The organism is Paralimibaculum aggregatum, assembly GCF_030270585.1.
GTDB classification, from domain to species: Bacteria; Pseudomonadota; Alphaproteobacteria; order Rhodobacterales; family Rhodobacteraceae; genus Thermohalobaculum; species Thermohalobaculum aggregatum.
Window position 1 is genome coordinate 18,050 of sequence record NZ_BSYI01000030.1, and the last position, 13,416, is coordinate 31,465.

Here is a 13,416-nt window from a genome sequence, read left to right on the forward strand (position 1 = left end):
GGCTGGAAAGGGGTCTCAAAGGAAACGCGCCGGAGCCGCAGCCCCGGCGCGCGCATCGCCAGATCGGCGGATTACTGGACGGTCTCGGCCACCACGGCGCCCTCGGGCACCTCGTCGGCCGGCACCACGCGCCAGAGCTGGCCCGGCGGGTTGCTGTCCGGCCCCTCGTCGGCGAGGTAGAAGTTGTTGGCGTTGACGGCGATCACGTTGCCGTCCTCGTCATAGCCGCCGGCGGTGAACTGCAGCCCGGTCTGCATCATCTCCTGCAGCTGCCATTTCTCGCCGTCATGGCCGAGGCCGAAGACGCGGCCCGAGCACCAGTCGCCCATCAGGTAGACGCCGTCCATGCCGCCGTAGTTGGCCACGCCGAAGCCCTGCACCGAGCAGCCGCCGGTGTTGTCCTCGGGCGCGCCCGGATAGGGGGCGGAATGCGGATACATCGCCGCCGGCAGGGTGCCGACCACCGAGCAGTCGGTGTCCTCGGCCGGGTCGCCGGTCATCGGGTGGCAGAACGCCGCCTCCATGCGCGGCCAGCCATAGTTGCGGCCCGCGGTGCCGGCCGGCTCGAAGATGATCTCCTCCCAGTGGTTCTGGCCGACCTCGGCGATGAACATGTCGCCGGTCTTCTGGTCGAAGGCGAACTCGTAGGGGTTGCGCACGCCATAGGACCAGATCTCGGGCAGCGAGCGGGTCTTGATCTGCGCGAACTGCTCCTCGGTGATCCCGAACAGCACCATCAGCCGCTCCGAGGAGGCGTTGGCGAAGGGGTTGTCGTCCGGGATCGCATAGGGCCGGTCGGCATCGTCCGGCACGTCGACGTCGATGCGCAGGATCTTGGCCAGCGGCGTCGAGAGATCCTGGCCGGCCTCGTAGGGGTCACCCTCCCAGCCGCCATCGCCGGAGCCGATGTAGAGATAGCCGTCGGGGCCGAACTCGATCTGCCCGCCATTGTGGTTGTACCAGGGCTGCTCGATGCGCATCAGCACCTTGGCGGTGCCGTTGGCGCGGTCGGCATCGACCACGTCCGGGCTCTCCGGATCGACGGTGAAGCGCACGATCATGCCGTCGCCGTTGAACGGCAGCGAGGCGTAGTGCACGTAGAAATGCCCGTTCTCGGCAAAGTTCGGGTGGAAGGCGACCGAATAGAGCCCCTGCTCCACGAAGCCGGTCTGCACGTCGTTGCCGAGCGGGTTGATCGAGGTGAGGTCGAGGAAGGGCTCCTCGTTCACGCTGCCGTCCTTGTTGACGATCTTGATCCGGCCGATGCGCTCGACCACGAAGATCCGGCCCGAGCCGTCGCCGGCATTGGCCACGTTGATCGGGTCGAGGAAGCCGTCGGCGATCTGCACCAGGGCGATCTTCGGGTTGCCGGGAAGCGTGCCGCCGGGCTGGGCGACCTCGTCCGGGGTCTTCGGCGCATCCTTCGCCATGGCCCCAAACGCCATCAAGGCCACCGCACAGGTGGCCCCCAACAGTTTCTTCATGCTGTCCTCCCTTGTCTCGGGCCGGGCCCGATTATTTTGCGCGGTAAGGCTGCGGGAGGCGTGGGGCTTTTGCAAGCGGGAAAGGCGGAACGATCCATGACCGACGATCTCATTTTCGCGAAACCGGACGGTACTTCACGCATCGCCGTTTCGCTCTGCGGAACACGCCTCGCCCCGCTCGCTGCCCTTGTCACTGCCCTTCTTGTCCTCGCCCTGCCCGGCGCGCCGGCCGCCCGCCCCGCCGCGGGGGCCGGCGCCGCGCCCTGCCCGGCCCGGCCCTGCGCCGCGGTGGCGGCGGTGTTCGACCGCTGGCACGCCGCGCGGCGGATCCGCTACGGCTATGGCATGACCGCGAAGCCGGAGCAGGCGGCGCGCTGGTATCGCCGGGAGGCCCGCCGCGGCGATGCCCGGGCGATGCACAATTACGGCCTGATGCTGGTGCGGGGCCTCGGCGTGCCGCGCGATCTCGCGGCCGGGCGGGCCTGGCTGTTCCGCAGCTTCGCGCGGGGCGGCACCGAGCCGGCCCTGGCGCTCGGCGCCCTGGCGCGCAGCGGCACCGGGCAGCCGCCGGACCTCGCCCGCGCCGGCGCCTTCTACCGCGCCGGGGCCGAGCGCGGCGATGCCCGCGCCATGCACGCGCTCGGCAATCTCCATGCCGCCGGCACCGGGCTGCCGAAATCCGCGCGGGAGGCCTATTTCTGGTATCACCTCGCCGCCGGGCTGGGGCTCGCCGAGGCGCGCCTCGTCCGCGACGCGCTGCGCGCCGCCCTGCCCCTCGGCGCGCGCGGCGAGATCGAGGCCCGCGCCGAACGCTGGAAGGCCCGCCGCGGGCGCGACTGAGCCGGCCTCAGGCGGCGCGGCGGCGGAACGCGACCAGCGCCGCCGCGGCGAGGCTCGCCACCACGATCATCATCCCCATGCCCTCGCGCGCCGTCTCGGTCTCCCACCAGACCTCCTGGCGCCACCAGCCCGGCGTCGCCGGCCAGTACCAGGCCAGCCCGGCCAGCGCCGCGGCGAGGCTGAGCGCCAGCCCGGCGCGCGCCGCCGGGCGCCCCGAAAGCCCCGGGCGCAGCGCCGCCAGCCCGGTCCAGAGCGCGCCGGTGCCGTAGATCGCCAGCCAGAGCGGGCCGTCGGGGTCGTTGTACTGCACCGCCGCAAACAGCAGCAGCACGGCAAGGAGCAGTCCGTTGAGCGCGCGCATCGGGCCTCCGGAATGACGTGTTGATCGGGGCGGGCTTCGTCCCTAGGCTGCGTTACAAAATATGGCGCCCGCTGTCGATTGGCACGCGGGCGAGGGAGGGACGAGCATGCCAGACCAGCGCAGCCCGGCGGTCCGCGACCGCTGGGAGACATCGATCACGTGGCAGCGCTTCTCGGTGCCCTTTGCCTATCCGGTCGCCTTCACCCGCGGGCTGCTGGCGCCGGAGAACCCGCTGCTGGCCGAGACCCTGGCGCTGCGCGAGCCGGACAAGCGCCACCGCGCGCTGGTCTTCCTCGATGCCGGCGTCGCCGAGGCGCTGCCCGGCCTGGCCGGCGAGATCGCCGCCCATGCCGAGGCCCATGCCGCGGCGATCGAGCTGGTGGCGGCGCCGGTGATCGTGCCCGGCGGCGAGGCGATCAAGACCGAGCTCACCCATATCGAGGGCATCCAGGACGCGATCCACGCGCACCGGATCGACCGGCATTCCTACGTGATCGCGATCGGCGGCGGCGCGGTGCTCGACGCCGTCGGCCTCGCCGCCGCCACCGCCCACCGGGGCGTGCGCCATGTCCGCATCCCGACCACCGTGCTGGCGCAGAACGACAGCGGCGTCGGCGTCAAGAACGCGGTCAACCTGAAGGGCGTGAAGAACTACACCGGCACCTTCGCGCCGCCCTGGGCGGTGCTCAACGATCTCGACCTGCTGCACGCCCTGCCGCGGCGCGACCGGCTCTCCGGCATCTCCGAGGCGGTCAAGGTGGCGCTGATCCGCGACCCGGGCTTCTTCGCCTGGCTCGAGGCCAACGTGAACGCGCTCGCCACCTTCGACCCGGCCGCCGAGGAGCACATGATCCGCCGCTCGGCGGAGCTGCACATGCACCAGATCGCGCATGGCGGCGACCCGTTCGAGACCGGCTCGGCGCGGCCGCTCGATTTCGGCCACTGGTCGGCGCACAAGCTCGAGGCGATGACCCGCCACCATGTCCGGCACGGCGAGGCGGTGGCGATCGGGGTGGCGCTCGATGCCCGCTACTCGGTGCTGGCCGGGCTGCTGGAGCCGGGCCAGGAGGAGCGCGTCGCGGTGCTGCTCGAGGGGCTGGGCCTGCGCATCTGGCACCCGGCGCTGGCGCGGCCCGGGCGTGGCGGCCGGCCGGCGGTGCTCGACGGGCTCGACGAGTTCCGCGAGCATCTCGGCGGCGCGCTGACCGTGACGCTGCTCGCCGGCCTCGGCCGCGGCGTCGAGGTCAATGCCATCGACCCGGCACTGGTGGTGCAGGCGATGGACTGGCTCGCCGCGCGCGAGGCCGGCTGATGCGCCTGCCTGACGGACCGGGCGGGCCGCTCGGCGAGCTGACCTACTGCCTCAACATCCACCCGACCGAGAGCTGGGCGGAGCTGCGCGCGGCGCTGGCCGGGCCGACGCGCAACATCGCCCGGGCGCTGGCCGGGGAGGCCCCCTTCACCGCCGGGCTCAGAATCTCCGGCCGGGCGCTGTCGGAGCTCGCCGACCCCGCGGCGCGGGCCGAGCTGAACGCGCTGCTGGCGGAGGGCGGGCTGCGGCCCTCCACGGTCAACGGCTTTCCCTATGGCCCGTTCCACGGCACGCGGGTGAAGGAGGATGTCTACCAGCCCGACTGGCGCGGCGACACGCGGCTCGCCTACACCAACGCGCTCGCCGAGCTGATGGCGGAGCTGGCGGCGGAGGGCGAGACGGTCAGCCTCAGCACCGTGCCGGGCACCTTCCGCCCGCTCGGCGCCGGGGCCGAGGCGGAGATGGCCGGCCGCATGCTCGCCGCCGCCGCGCATTGCGCGCGCCTCGCCGGCGAGACCGGGCGGGTGGTGGCGCTCGCCATCGAGCCCGAGCCCTGCTGCTTTCTCGAGACCATCGAGGAGACGGTGGCGTTCTTCGAGGAGCACCTCTTCGCGCGCGCCGGGCTGGCCCGCTTCGCCGCGCTCTCCGGGCTGGGGCCGGCCGAGGCCGAGCCGGCGCTGCGCCGCCATCTCGGGCTCTGCTACGATGTCTGCCATGCCGCGGTGGAGTTCGAGGACGCCGCCGGCAGCATCGCCGCGCTGCGCGCCGCCGGGATCGCCATCCCCAAGCTGCAGCTCAGCGCCGCGCTGCGCATCCCCAGCGTCGATGCCGCGAGCCGCGCCGCGCTCGCCGCCTTCGACGAGCCGACCTATCTGCACCAGGTGATCTCCCGCCGCGGCAATGGCCCGCTGCGCCGCGAGACCGATCTTGCGCCGGCGCTGGCCCGCGGTGCGGAGGCCGATGGCGAGGAATGGCGGGTGCATTTCCACGTTCCGGTCTTCCTCGCCGATCTCGGCGCCTTCGCCAGCACGCAGGACTTCCTCGCCGAGATCCTCGCCCTGCACCGGCAGGCGCCGATCTCGCCGCATCTCGAGGTCGAGACCTATACCTGGGACGTGCTGCCCGAGCCGCTGCGGGCCGGCGGGCTCGAGGCGGCGGTGGCGCGCGAGCTGCGCTGGGTGACGGAGCGGCTGACGGCATGACCCTGACCACCTTCCTCAAGCTCGGCCGGCTCTCCAACCTGCCGACGGTCTGGAGCAATGCGCTGGCCGGCGCGGTGCTGGCGGCGGGCGCCGGGGCCGGGACCGGGGCCGGCACGGTGGCGCTGGCGGCGCTGGCGCTCACCTTCTTCTATGTCGGCGGCATGTGGCTCAACGACGCCTTCGACGCCGAGATCGACGCCGCGATGCGCGCCGACCGGCCGATCCCGCTCGGCGAGATCCCGCGCGAGACGGTGTTTGCCGGCGGCGGGCTGTTCCTCGTGCTCGGCATCGGCACCGCCGGGCTGCTCGGCGCCGAGGTGGCGCTGGCCGGCTATGCGCTGGCCGGGACGGTGCTGCTCTACGACTGGCTGCACAAGCGCACGGCGCTGGCGCCGGTGATCATGGGCGCGACCCGCTTCCTCAGCTATGCGCTGGCGGCGATCGCGGCGGGCGGCTTCGGCGGCGATGCGGCGCTCGGCGCGGCCGGGCTCTTCGCCTATGTGATCGGGCTCACCTATGCCGCGAAGCAGGAGGCCTATGACCGGATCGAGCGCGCCTGGCCGCTGGCGGTGCTGGCGCTGCCGCTGCTGGTCGCGGGGTGGATGGCGGCGGGCTCCGGGCTGGCGCTGGCGCTGCTGGCGGCGCTGGTCGCGGTGACGGGCCTTGCGCTGCGGCGCTTCTTCCGCCGCGCCAGGGGCGACGTGCCGAAGGGCGTGGTGACGCTGATCGCCGGCATCGCGCTCTACGACGCGGTGCTGCTGGCGGGTGCCGGCGCGCCGGTCGCGGCCGGGCTGGCGGCGGCGGCCTTCCTGCTGACGCTGGCGCTGCAGCGGGTGGTCTCGGGCACCTGAACGCGGCGCCCGGCCGGCTCAGCCAACCCCCGGCCCGAAGATGTGGTCGAGCGTCAGCGCCTTGAACCCGGTCGCCGGCACCGGGCCCTCGGGCATGAGATCCGGCTCGGAGGAGATCACCAGCGGCCCCTCGGCCGGGTCGTCGGTGAGCCGGCCATGGGTGCCCTTCACCAGATGCGTCGCCGAGGGCGAGATGATGTCGAGCAGCTGCCGGAAGCCGGCCTTGCGCTTCGCCAGCTTCCAGCCCGCGGCGAGCTTCGGGAAGCGGATCTCCGGATCGACGAAGAGCTCCACCGGGTCGTAGCCCGGCTTGCGGTGGATATCGACGGTGGCCGCGAAATCCGGCGCCTTCTCGGCATCGAGCCAGTAGTAGTAGCTGAACCAGCGGTCGGCCTCGGCCACCGCCACCAGCTCGCCGGAGCGGGGATGGTCGAGCCCGTTGGCGCGCTTGCCCTCGCGGTCCCAGACCTGCTCGACGCCGGCGAGCCCCTCGACCAGCGCCCTGACCTCGGCGATCCGCGCCGGATCGGCGACATAGACATGGGCGATCTGGTGGTCCGCCATCGCGAAGGCGGCGGAGGCGCCGGCATCGAGCACCTCGCGCCCGTGCTCCTCGGGCCGCACCGCCAGCAGCCCGGCCTCGCGCAGCGCCCGGTTGATGTGCACCGCGTCCGTGGCCCTGGTGATGCCGTATTCCGAGACCACCAGCACCCGCTGGCCCTCGCGCTCCGCCGCCTCGATCAGCTCGCCGCAGAGCGCGTCGACCTCGCGCAGGTCGGCCTGCAGGCGCGGGTGCCCGAGATCGGGGCCGAGCCGCTGCAGGTTGTAGTCGAGATGCGGCAGATAGGTCAGCGTCAGCGTCGGCCGCCGGGTCTCCATCACGTGCAGCGTCGCCTTCGCGATCCAGTCCGAGGAGGTGATGTCCGCCAGCGGCCCCCAGAAGCGGAACAGCGGGAACCGCCCGAGCCGCGCGTCGAGCTCGTCGTGCAGCGCGTGCGGGGCGGCGTAGTGGTCGGGGATCTTGCGCCCGTCGGCGGGATACATCGGCCGCGGCGTCGCCGACCAGTCGGCCGAGGCGTACATGTTGTACCACCAGAACATCTTGGCGCAGGTGAACTCGGGGTTCCGCGCCTTGCCGGCATCCCAGATCTTCTCGCCGGCGACGAGGTTGTTGGGCTGGCGCCACAGCAGCACCTCGCGCAGATCGCGGAAATACCAGCCATTGGCCACCGCGCCGTGGCCCGAGGGCATGAGGCCGGTGACCAGGGTGGACTGCGCGCTGCAGGTGACCGCCGGCGTCACCGTGGTGAGCGGGCGCATGCCGCCGCGCGCCGCGAGCCGGGCCAGATGCGGGGTGTGCGGGCCGACCAGATGCGGCGCGAGCCCGACGACGAGGATCACGAGGGTGCGGTTCATGGACCGGATCTAGGCAGGGTTCACCGCCCGATGCAATCGCCCACTTGGCCCGCGATGCCGGCGCCCATAAGCTGCGCGCCAGAGACGACCAAGGGGAGGACAGCGGCCATGACAACGGCCATCGGGCTGCTCGGCGACTGGGTGCTGGCCCGCGCGGGCGCGGAGCGCGGCTGGGTCGAGGCGAGCCTTGCCGAACTCGCCGCCGGCGCGCCGGAGCGGGCGCTGCACATCTTTCTCGGCCTCGCGCCGCGCCGCCTCGGCAAGGGCGATCTCGCGCTCGATGCGGCGGCGCTGGCGGCGGCCGAGGCGGCGCGCCCCGGCTGGCGCCCCGGCGGCTGGAGCCTCGACGGCGCGGCGCGGGTGCTCGGGCTGCTCAGCTTCCGCGGCAGCCGCCCCTTCGCCGAGACCTTCAAAGATCTCCGCCGCACCGCCGATGTCGCCGAGATGATCGCGCTCTATCGCGGCCTGCCGCTCTATCCCGGGCCGGAGGCGCTGGATTTCGAGGTCGGCGAAGGGCTGCGCTCCAACCTCCGCCCGGTCTTCGAGGCGATCGCCCACGACAATCCCTGGCCGCGCGACCATTTCGACCAGCACCGCTGGAACCACATGGTGCTGAAGGCGCTCTTCGTGGACTCGCCGCTGGCGCCGATCATCGGCCTCGACGAGCGCGCCAATCCCGAGCTCGCGCGGATCCTGATCGACTATGCCGAGGAGCGCTGGGCCGCCGGCCGGCCGGTGACGCCGGAGCTCTGGCGCCCGGTGAAGCCCTTCGCCGCGCTGCCCGAGATCCGCGCCGGGCTCGAGCGCGCCCGCGCCAGCGGCCACATGGAGGAGCTGCCGGCATGAGCCGCGAGATGTATATCGACCCGCACGCCCACATGATCTCCCGCACCACCGACGACTACGAGGCGATGGCCGCGGCCGGCGTGGTGGCGGTGATCGAGCCGGCCTTCTGGGTCGGCCAGCCGCGCACCTTCGTCGGCACCTATGTGGACTATCTCTCCTCGATCGTCGGCTGGGAGCGGTTCCGCGCCGGGCAGTTCGGCATCCGCCACTACTGCACCATCGGGCTGAACTCCAAGGAGGCCAACAACGAGGAGCTCGCCGAGGGGGTGATGGAATGGCTGCCCCGCTTCGCCCTGAAGGAGGGCGTCGTGGCGATCGGCGAGATCGGCTATGACGAGCAGACGCCGCTGGAGGACCGCTATTTCCGCGCGCAGATCGCCCTCGCCGTCGAGCTCGACCTGCCGGTGATGGTGCACACCCCGCATCGCGACAAGAAGCGCGGCACCTCGCGCTCGATGGATGTCTGCGAGGAGATGGGCATCGACCCCTCGAAGGTGGTGATCGACCACAACAACGAGGAGACCGTGGCCGAGGTGCTGCAGCGCGGCTTCTGGGCCGGCTTCTCGATCTATCCCTCGACCAAGATGGGCAACCGGCGCATGGTCGAGCTGCTGAAGCTGTATGGCGGCGAGCGCATCATCGTCGACAGCGCCTGCGACTGGGGCATCTCCGACAGCCTCGGCGTGCCCAAGACCGCGCGGCTGGCGCTGGAGAGCGGCATCGCCGAGGAGACCGTGCGCGCGGTCTGCTACGGCAATGCGCTGGCCGCCTATGGCCAGTCCGGCCAGATCGCCGAGGCCGACTGGCTCGACCCGCCGGCGATCGACCAGCGCACGCTGTTCGAGGGCAACTCGGTGCTGCGCGGCGGCCGCGAGCCGGTGATCGAGGCGCCCGGCGCGGCGCGGCGCGGCAAGCTGGAGATCGAGTAACCCGGTTACCGGCGCGCCAGAAACTTGCCGGCAAGTTTCCGGGCGGCCGGCTCAGGCCGCCTGCCCGAGCCCGCCCTTGCGGATCAGGAATTCCGCCACCGGCGCCGCGGCCCCGGCGCGCCTCAGCTCGGTGAAGAGGAAGGGCCTTCCGGCCCGCATCCGGGTCGCGTCGCGCTCCATCACCTCGAGCGAGGCGCCGACATGCGGCGCGAGATCGGTCTTGTTGATCACCAGCAGGTCCGAGCGGGTGATCGCCGGCCCGCCCTTGCGCGGGATCTCCTCCCCCGCCGCCACGTCGATGACATAGATCGTCAGGTCCGCCAGCTCCGGCGAGAAGGTGGCGGAGAGGTTGTCGCCGCCCGATTCGATCAGGATCAGCTCGAGATCGGGATGCGCCGCGCGCAGCTCGGCCACCGCGGCGAGGTTGATCGAGGCATCCTCGCGGATCGCGGTATGCGGGCAGCCGCCGGTCTCGACGCCGCGGATCCGGTCCTCCGGCAGCGCCTGCAGCCGCAGCAGCGCCTCGGCATCCTCGCGGGTGTAGATGTCGTTGGTGATCGCCGCCACCGAAAGCCGCTCGCGCAGCAGCGTGCAGAGCGCCGCGGTGAGGGTGGTCTTGCCGGCGCCGACGGGGCCGCCGATGCCGACGCGGAGGGGTCCGTGGGGAGAGATCATGTCCTGAACAGCCTCACTTCCTGGGTCTCGTGGCGCATCGCCGCGATGTCGGAGAGGAAGGCGCAGCCGCCGAGCTCGTCGAGGCTCGCCGTCTCCGCCGCCGCCGCGACGGCGCCGATCTCGGGCAGCAGCGCGGCGAGGATGCGCTGGCCCTCGGTCTGGCCGAGCGGCACCAGCCGCACCGCCGCCGAGACCAGGCTCGCCGCCATCGCCTGGAGAAAGAGCAGCACCGCCGGCCCGCGCGGGATGCCGTGCTCCGCCGCCGCCACGCCCACCGCGACCGGATAGGGCAGCGGCGCCGCGGAGCCGCCCCAGGCATCGCCGGTGACCGCGGCGAAGGCAGCGCCGATGCCCGAGGTCTCGGCCAGCCGCTCCTGCGCGGGCGCCAGCGCCTCGGCCAGCTCCGCCAGCCCGGCCAGCGCCGCCGGGTCTCCGCCCGGGTCTGCCGCCGCCGCCCAGGCATGGGCCAGCAGGATCGCGTCGTTGCGCCCGGAGCCGCGGGCGATGCAGTCCGCCATCCAGGCCCCGGTGCCGGCGGCATCCGTCACCTGCCCCGAGGCGATCGCCCATTCCAGCCCGTGGCTGTAGGCGAAGGCCCCCACCGGATAGCCCGGCGAGAGCCAGGTCGCGAGCTTGGCCAGCGCGGCCGGCTCGAGCCCGTTCATGCCTGCTCCTGCGCCGCCAGTTCCTCGATCTTCCCGGCGCGCAGATAGCTCAGCTCGCGCAGCAGCTTGATCGTCGGTTTCATGGCGAAGCACAGGCTGCCGATCACGAAGCACCAGACCGCCGGGGTCTCCCATGCCGGCCAGAAGAACAGGATGCTGCCGATCAGGAACAGCAGCGCGGCGGCGAAATCCACCACCGTATGCGCGATCTCGTAGGCCGCGTAGATCCGGGCATGGCGCGGGCTGCGCGCGTGCGCGGCGGGGTCAAACAGGGTCATGGCGATGCGGGATATGCGCGTTGGGATTGGCGTGCGGGTCGTGCGAATGGCTGTGGCCATGGGTGCGCCCGTGGCCATAGGCGCCGCCCTCCGGCTCGAAGGGCGCCTCGACATGCACCACCGCGGCGCCGAGCCGCGCCAGCATGTCCTCAAGCACATGGTCGCGCTGCACCCGGAGCCGCCCCTCGAGCACCTGGGCCGGGGTGTGCCGGTTGCCGACATGCCAGGCCAGCCGCGCCAGCCGGGCGCCCTCCGCCGCGATCTCGGCCAGCGGCTCCGGCGCCGCGCGCACCGCGATCTGCCCGCCGCCCGCGAGCACCAGCCGGTCGCCGTCGCGCAGCGAGACCGGCTCCGGCAGATCCACCAGCAGGCTGCGCCCGTCGGCCAGATCCAGCGAGCGCCGGCGCAGGTAGCGCGCCTCGTAGCCCAGCTCGACCTCGCCGGCCGGCGCCGGGTCGCCGGGCTCGGCCGGCCGCGCCGCATGGGCGACGAGCCTGCCGATCTCCTGCATCAGATTCATCTCCGCCTCCATCAATACATGAAATAGCGCTGCGCCATCGGCAGCACCTCGAGCGGCGCACAGGTTAGCAGCTCGCCATCGGCGCGCACCTCGTAGGTTTCGGGATGCACCTCGATTTCCGGCAGCGCGGCGTTCAGCAGCATGTCCGCCTTCGAGATCGCGCGGGTCCCGGCCACCGCCACCGTGGCCTTCTCCAGCCCCAGCGCCTCGCCGATCCCCGCCGCCTGCGCCGCCGCCGAGACGAAGCTGACCGAGGAGGCCGCGACGCTGCGCCCGAAGCCCGCGAACATCTTCCGCGACCAGACCGGCTGCGGCGTCGGGATCGAGGCGTTCGGATCGCCCATCTGCGCCATGACGATGCTGCCGCCGAGCAGCACCATCTCCGGCTTGACCCCGAAGAAGGCCGGCGACCAGATCGCCAGATCCGCCCGCTTGCCGATCTCGACCGAGCCGATCTCCCCCGCCATGCCATGGGCGATCGCCGGGTTGATGGTGTATTTCGCGATGTAGCGGCGCACCCGGAGATTGTCGTTCTCGCCGGTCTCCTCGGGCAGACGCCCGCGCTGCAGCTTCATCTTGTGCGCGGTCTGCCAGGTGCGGATCACCACCTCGCCGATGCGGCCCATGGCCTGGCTGTCGGAGGCGATGATCGAGAACGCCCCCATGTCGTGCAGGATGTCCTCGGCGGCGATGGTCTCGCGCCGGATCCGGCTCTCGGCAAAGGCGACATCCTCGGGGATCGCCTTGTCGAGGTGGTGGCAGACCATCAGCATGTCGAGATGCTCGTCGACCGTGTTCACCGTGAACGGGCGGGTCGGGTTGGTCGAGGAGGGCAGCACGTGCGAGAGCCCGCAGATCCGGATGATGTCCGGCGCATGGCCGCCGCCGGCGCCCTCGGTGTGGAAGGCGTGGATCGTCCGCCCCTTCATCGCGGCGACGGTGTTCTCGACGAAGCCGCTCTCGTTGAGCGTGTCGGTGTGGATCATCACCTGCACGTCCATCTCGTCGGCCACCGAGAGGCAGCAGTCGATCGCGGCGGGGGTGGTGCCCCAGTCCTCGTGCAGCTTCATCGCGCAGGCGCCGGCCTCGACCATCTCCACCAGCGCCGCCGGCTGGCTGGCATTGCCCTTGCCCGAGAGGCCGAAATTCATCGGCATGCCGTCGAGCGCCTGCAGCATCCGGCCGATATGCCAGGCCCCCGGCGTGCAGGTGGTGGCCAGCGTGCCATGCGCCGGGCCGGTGCCGCCGCCGAGCATGGTGGTGATGCCGGAATGCAGCGCATGCTCGACCTGCTGCGGGCAGATGAAGTGGATATGGCTGTCGAAGCCCCCGGCCGTGACGATCCGGCCCTCGGCCGCGATCGCCTCGGTGCCCGGCCCGATCACGATGTCGACGCCGGGCTGGGTGTCCGGGTTGCCGGCCTTGCCGATGCCGGCGATGCGGCCGTCGCGCAGCCCGATATCGGCCTTGTAGATGCCGCTGTGGTCGATCACCAGCGCATTGGTGATGACGGTGTCCACCGCCCCCCCGGCGCGGCTGACCTGGCTCTGGCCCATGCCGTCGCGGATCACCTTGCCGCCGCCGAACTTCACCTCCTCGCCATAGATCGTGTGGTCGCGCTCGACCTCGACCACGAGATCCGTATCGGCCAGCCGCAGCCGGTCGCCGGTGGTGGGGCCGAACATCGCGGCGTATTCGCCGCGCGGAATGCGGTGGGGCATCAGAGATCTCCCATCACGGCCTGGTTGAAGCCGAAGACCCGGCGCGCGCCGGCATAGGGCACCAGCCGCACCTCGCGGCGCTGGCCGGGCTCGAAGCGCACCGCGGTGCCGGCCGGGATGTCGAGGCGCATGCCCCGCGCCGCCGCCCGGTCGAAGGCCAGCGCCGCATTGGTCTCGAAGAAGTGGTAGTGCGAGCCCACCTGCACCGGCCGGTCGCCGGTGTTGGAGACCTCAAGCACCACCGCCTCGCGGCCCGCATTGAGCTCGATCTCGCCCGCGGCGGGAAACATCTCTCCGGGTATCATCGCGCCTCCCC

Annotated in this window: 15 protein-coding genes; 6 read left to right on the plus strand and 9 right to left on the minus strand. The window is 72.2% G+C overall.

Annotation, left to right across the window (positions count from 1 at the left end):
- Positions 1 to 71: 71 nt before the first annotated feature.
- Complete coding sequence (locus QSJ97_RS16660) at positions 72 to 1,445, minus strand: PQQ-dependent sugar dehydrogenase (protein ID WP_285673103.1); 1,374 nt, start codon at positions 1,443 to 1,445, stop codon at positions 72 to 74.
- A gap of 135 nt (positions 1,446 to 1,580) precedes the next feature.
- On the opposite strand from QSJ97_RS16660, the gene QSJ97_RS16665 reads away from it, so the two are divergent.
- Entirely contained in the window at positions 1,581 to 2,324 is a 744-nt protein-coding gene (locus tag QSJ97_RS16665; RefSeq protein ID WP_285673104.1) for a tetratricopeptide repeat protein, read from the plus strand.
- 7 nt (positions 2,325 to 2,331) lie between these two features.
- Here the strand turns inward: QSJ97_RS16665 and QSJ97_RS16670 are convergent, their stop codons facing one another.
- A complete protein-coding gene (locus QSJ97_RS16670) occupies positions 2,332 to 2,685 on the minus strand; it encodes a transmembrane 220 family protein (RefSeq protein ID WP_285673105.1) in 354 nt (117 codons plus the stop codon).
- Between the two features lie 106 nt (positions 2,686 to 2,791).
- Between QSJ97_RS16670 and QSJ97_RS16675 the strand changes: the two genes are divergently transcribed.
- From QSJ97_RS16675 to QSJ97_RS16685, 3 genes are read left to right on the plus strand one after another with little or no spacing between them, the layout of a single operon-like run.
- Positions 2,792 to 3,997 (plus strand): 3-dehydroquinate synthase, encoded by a 1,206-nt coding sequence (locus QSJ97_RS16675; RefSeq protein WP_285673106.1) that lies wholly within the window; start codon positions 2,792 to 2,794, stop codon positions 3,995 to 3,997.
- Positions 3,997 to 5,199 (plus strand): metabolite traffic protein EboE, encoded by a 1,203-nt coding sequence (gene eboE / locus QSJ97_RS16680; RefSeq protein WP_285673108.1) that lies wholly within the window; start codon positions 3,997 to 3,999, stop codon positions 5,197 to 5,199. The genes QSJ97_RS16675 and eboE overlap by 1 nt, the downstream gene beginning before the upstream one ends.
- Positions 5,196 to 6,050, plus strand: a complete 855-nt coding sequence (locus tag QSJ97_RS16685; protein WP_285673109.1) for a UbiA family prenyltransferase — start codon at positions 5,196 to 5,198, stop codon at positions 6,048 to 6,050. Before eboE ends, QSJ97_RS16685 begins: the two co-directional genes overlap by 4 nt.
- 18 nt (positions 6,051 to 6,068) lie before the next feature.
- Here QSJ97_RS16685 and QSJ97_RS16690 read toward each other — a convergent pair whose 3' ends face one another.
- The gene (locus QSJ97_RS16690) at positions 6,069 to 7,466 is read right to left on the minus strand and encodes an alkaline phosphatase family protein (protein WP_285673110.1); all 1,398 of its coding nucleotides are present in this window, start codon (positions 7,464 to 7,466) and stop codon (positions 6,069 to 6,071) included.
- Between the two features lie 108 nt (positions 7,467 to 7,574).
- On the opposite strand from QSJ97_RS16690, the gene QSJ97_RS16695 reads away from it, so the two are divergent.
- Together QSJ97_RS16695 and QSJ97_RS16700 are read left to right on the plus strand one after the other, a co-directional pair.
- Complete coding sequence (locus QSJ97_RS16695) at positions 7,575 to 8,312, plus strand: EboA domain-containing protein (RefSeq protein WP_285673112.1); 738 nt, start codon at positions 7,575 to 7,577, stop codon at positions 8,310 to 8,312.
- Complete coding sequence (locus QSJ97_RS16700) at positions 8,309 to 9,241, plus strand: TatD family hydrolase (protein ID WP_285673113.1); 933 nt, start codon at positions 8,309 to 8,311, stop codon at positions 9,239 to 9,241. Before QSJ97_RS16695 ends, QSJ97_RS16700 begins: the two co-directional genes overlap by 4 nt.
- Positions 9,242 to 9,292: 51 nt before the next feature.
- Here the strand turns inward: QSJ97_RS16700 and ureG are convergent, their stop codons facing one another.
- Genes ureG through QSJ97_RS16730 form a run of 6 tightly spaced genes read right to left on the minus strand, consistent with a single transcriptional unit; the run spans position 9,293 to position 13,405 of the window.
- A complete protein-coding gene (gene ureG / locus QSJ97_RS16705; protein WP_285673115.1) occupies positions 9,293 to 9,916 on the minus strand; it encodes an urease accessory protein UreG in 624 nt (207 codons plus the stop codon).
- A complete protein-coding gene (locus QSJ97_RS16710) occupies positions 9,913 to 10,581 on the minus strand; it encodes an urease accessory protein UreF (RefSeq protein WP_285673116.1) in 669 nt (222 codons plus the stop codon). Before QSJ97_RS16710 ends, ureG begins: the two co-directional genes overlap by 4 nt.
- Positions 10,578 to 10,859, minus strand: a complete 282-nt coding sequence (locus QSJ97_RS16715; RefSeq protein ID WP_285673117.1) for a YrhK family protein — start codon at positions 10,857 to 10,859, stop codon at positions 10,578 to 10,580. Before QSJ97_RS16715 ends, QSJ97_RS16710 begins: the two co-directional genes overlap by 4 nt.
- A complete protein-coding gene (locus QSJ97_RS16720; protein WP_434220928.1) occupies positions 10,846 to 11,379 on the minus strand; it encodes an urease accessory protein UreE in 534 nt (177 codons plus the stop codon). Before QSJ97_RS16720 ends, QSJ97_RS16715 begins: the two co-directional genes overlap by 14 nt.
- 11 nt (positions 11,380 to 11,390) lie before the next feature.
- Positions 11,391 to 13,100: an urease subunit alpha gene (gene ureC, locus QSJ97_RS16725; protein ID WP_285673118.1), complete on the minus strand. Its 1,710-nt coding sequence runs from the start codon at positions 13,098 to 13,100 to the stop codon at positions 11,391 to 11,393.
- Positions 13,100 to 13,405, minus strand: a complete 306-nt coding sequence (locus tag QSJ97_RS16730; RefSeq protein ID WP_285673119.1) for an urease subunit beta — start codon at positions 13,403 to 13,405, stop codon at positions 13,100 to 13,102. Before QSJ97_RS16730 ends, ureC begins: the two co-directional genes overlap by 1 nt.
- Positions 13,406 to 13,416 lie beyond the last annotated feature (11 nt).

Coding starts and splice junctions, on each gene's coding strand:
- QSJ97_RS16660 (WP_285673103.1), bottom strand. CDS start 1,445: ATGGCGTTTGGGGCCATGGCGAAGGATGCGCCGAAGACCCCGGACGAG.
- QSJ97_RS16730 (WP_285673119.1), bottom strand. CDS start 13,405: ATGATACCCGGAGAGATGTTTCCCGCCGCGGGCGAGATCGAGCTCAAT.
- QSJ97_RS16720 (WP_434220928.1), bottom strand. CDS start 11,379: ATGAATCTGATGCAGGAGATCGGCAGGCTCGTCGCCCATGCGGCGCGG.
- QSJ97_RS16685 (WP_285673109.1), top strand. CDS start 5,196: ATGACCCTGACCACCTTCCTCAAGCTCGGCCGGCTCTCCAACCTGCCG.
- QSJ97_RS16670 (WP_285673105.1), bottom strand. CDS start 2,685: ATGCGCGCGCTCAACGGACTGCTCCTTGCCGTGCTGCTGCTGTTTGCG.
- QSJ97_RS16675 (WP_285673106.1), top strand. CDS start 2,792: ATGCCAGACCAGCGCAGCCCGGCGGTCCGCGACCGCTGGGAGACATCG.
- QSJ97_RS16715 (WP_285673117.1), bottom strand. CDS start 10,859: ATGACCCTGTTTGACCCCGCCGCGCACGCGCGCAGCCCGCGCCATGCC.
- eboE (WP_285673108.1), top strand. CDS start 3,997: ATGCGCCTGCCTGACGGACCGGGCGGGCCGCTCGGCGAGCTGACCTAC.
- QSJ97_RS16695 (WP_285673112.1), top strand. CDS start 7,575: ATGACAACGGCCATCGGGCTGCTCGGCGACTGGGTGCTGGCCCGCGCG.
- QSJ97_RS16665 (WP_285673104.1), top strand. CDS start 1,581: ATGACCGACGATCTCATTTTCGCGAAACCGGACGGTACTTCACGCATC.
- ureC (WP_285673118.1), bottom strand. CDS start 13,100: ATGCCCCACCGCATTCCGCGCGGCGAATACGCCGCGATGTTCGGCCCC.
- QSJ97_RS16690 (WP_285673110.1), bottom strand. CDS start 7,466: ATGAACCGCACCCTCGTGATCCTCGTCGTCGGGCTCGCGCCGCATCTG.
- QSJ97_RS16710 (WP_285673116.1), bottom strand. CDS start 10,581: ATGAACGGGCTCGAGCCGGCCGCGCTGGCCAAGCTCGCGACCTGGCTC.
- ureG (WP_285673115.1), bottom strand. CDS start 9,916: ATGATCTCTCCCCACGGACCCCTCCGCGTCGGCATCGGCGGCCCCGTC.
- QSJ97_RS16700 (WP_285673113.1), top strand. CDS start 8,309: ATGAGCCGCGAGATGTATATCGACCCGCACGCCCACATGATCTCCCGC.